Annotated in this window: 2 protein-coding genes; one reads left to right on the top strand and one right to left on the bottom strand. The window is 46.3% G+C overall.

What is annotated here, in order from left to right; translation table 11 throughout:
• Positions 1-830 (top strand): DUF1822 family protein (locus F6K53_RS40820; RefSeq protein WP_293085935.1); only part of this gene is annotated, 830 nt, incomplete at its 5' end.
• On the opposite strand, the gene F6K53_RS40815 is transcribed toward F6K53_RS40820, so the two are convergent.
• Positions 808-999, bottom strand: a complete 192-nt coding sequence (locus F6K53_RS40815) for a hypothetical protein (RefSeq protein ID WP_293085932.1) — start codon at positions 997-999, stop codon at positions 808-810. The genes F6K53_RS40820 and F6K53_RS40815 overlap by 23 nt on opposite strands.
• Positions 1000-1638: the final 639 nt, after the last annotated feature.

The raw sequence follows: 1638 nt of genomic DNA, 5'->3' as shown, positions 1-1638 counted from the left end.
ATCATGGTAAGTTGGAGTGTAGACTTGTTTTACCTGAGGCTAAGTGTGTCAAAGTTCCAGCAGCAGTCTGGCAGGAACGAATTGGTTATGTGGCGGTGGAGCTTGATCAAGCATTGGAGGAGGCAAGTCTGGTAGGATTTGCTGATACAGTGCTAACAGAAGAATTACCCCTCAACCAATTGCGAACCCTGAAAGAGTTACCGCCACACATTAGAGAGTATCGGCAATCTCCCCTATCCCAGGCAGGGGCAAAGCAGTGGAGCCATAGTCATGCTTTCAAACCCAAGGTCTTGTGTACCGATGCTTCACCGTCCAACACTATGCAAACACACCCTACCCAACAACAGCAACCACAAAACCAGACACCAGTAGTGCGATTAAGGCAGTGGTTAGAGAATAGTTTTGAGGCAGATTGGAAGACAGTGGAAACTATCTTACCGCCAGCACCGGAGCCAATGCTTGATTTCAGAAGTTTCCCCTTTGATCAACCTAGTAAAGGATTGCATACTACCGTGGGAGTAAAACGAGGTAAGCTACTCGGTTCGGAAATTGCCTGGGGTGCCGAGAAGGTGGCTTTATTTGTGGAGCTACATCCAACGGATTCACCCAAAATGAATATATTCATTGAACTCTTTCCTCCTGGTGGTGCAGACCGTCTTCCCAAGAATCTACAGATTATGGTGCTGGATCACGAGGGAATTGCGGTGATTCAAACCCAAGCCAGAGAGACGGAAAATATTAAGTTGCAAGTAAGTGGTGAACCGGGAGAACATTTTAGCATTAAGTTAGTTTTGAATGATGTTAGTATTACAGAAAATTTCTTAATCTGACCTTAGGGGGGATTGTGCTACCAATATGCTTCTTAAACAAGCGCCTTGTTTTAATCAGATTATAAATTAGATATCTAGCATTTATCAAATAGGTGAGGTGCATTTTGGGGAGTAGGGAGTAGGGATTAGGGATTAGGGAGTAGGGAGTAGGGAGTAGGGAGTGATCCATGGTAAAATTGAATGTACCTCATTAATATGATAACCACTACCCTCGTATTATAAGTGTTGTGAAATAGTTCATCCCAAATCCGGGATAACCCTTTTTTAATTTATCCCACGCAGGTGGATTTGGCTCCTATAGTCGCGACGCTGAGGGGGTGACAACAATGCTAAAAACTAGACAGGGTATGGGGTGTGGGGTGTGGGGTGTGGGGGGTGGGGAAAATAGAAGCGATGCAGCGCCGCCAAAGGGGGTTTCCCCCATGAGCGACTGCATCAAGACAGCGAATTTGGAGTGAGCCGGTGCGATAACAATCGCTCCGAAACCTGATTTAACCGTCTCGTCGCAACGTAGCCAGCTCCTGATCTTCCCCGTTCGCCCTCACCCCACACCCGGTCACCCTGTAAAGCTTTTAAGGCTGTTTGTCACCCCGTCAGGTCGCGACGTCTAGTCGTCAGGGATAACGCTTATAACAGGGGATTTGGTATGATTATAGAAAAGCCCGAGTAACCAGGGCTGGTTTTTTATCAATAGGGGGAGTTTGAGGGGGAAAGAATACCCCATCCTTCTTAAGGTGTTGAAGTTACCGTAAGGATAGTGGAGCCTTAATCAAAAAGTTTTAACCCTTTTATGCATAGCCGACTAACC

Source organism: Moorena sp. SIO4A1, assembly GCF_010672065.1.
In the GTDB taxonomy this organism is placed as follows: domain Bacteria; phylum Cyanobacteriota; class Cyanobacteriia; order Cyanobacteriales; family Coleofasciculaceae; genus Moorena.
Note: the sequence above shows the minus strand (reverse complement) of the source record. Positions and strands in the feature narration are given on the sequence as shown.

What these genes read in the sequence shown, in the direction of transcription:
- F6K53_RS40815 (WP_293085932.1), bottom strand. Translation starts at nt 999, where the DNA reads ATGGATCACTCCCTACTCCCTACTCCCTACTCCCTAATCCCTAATCCC.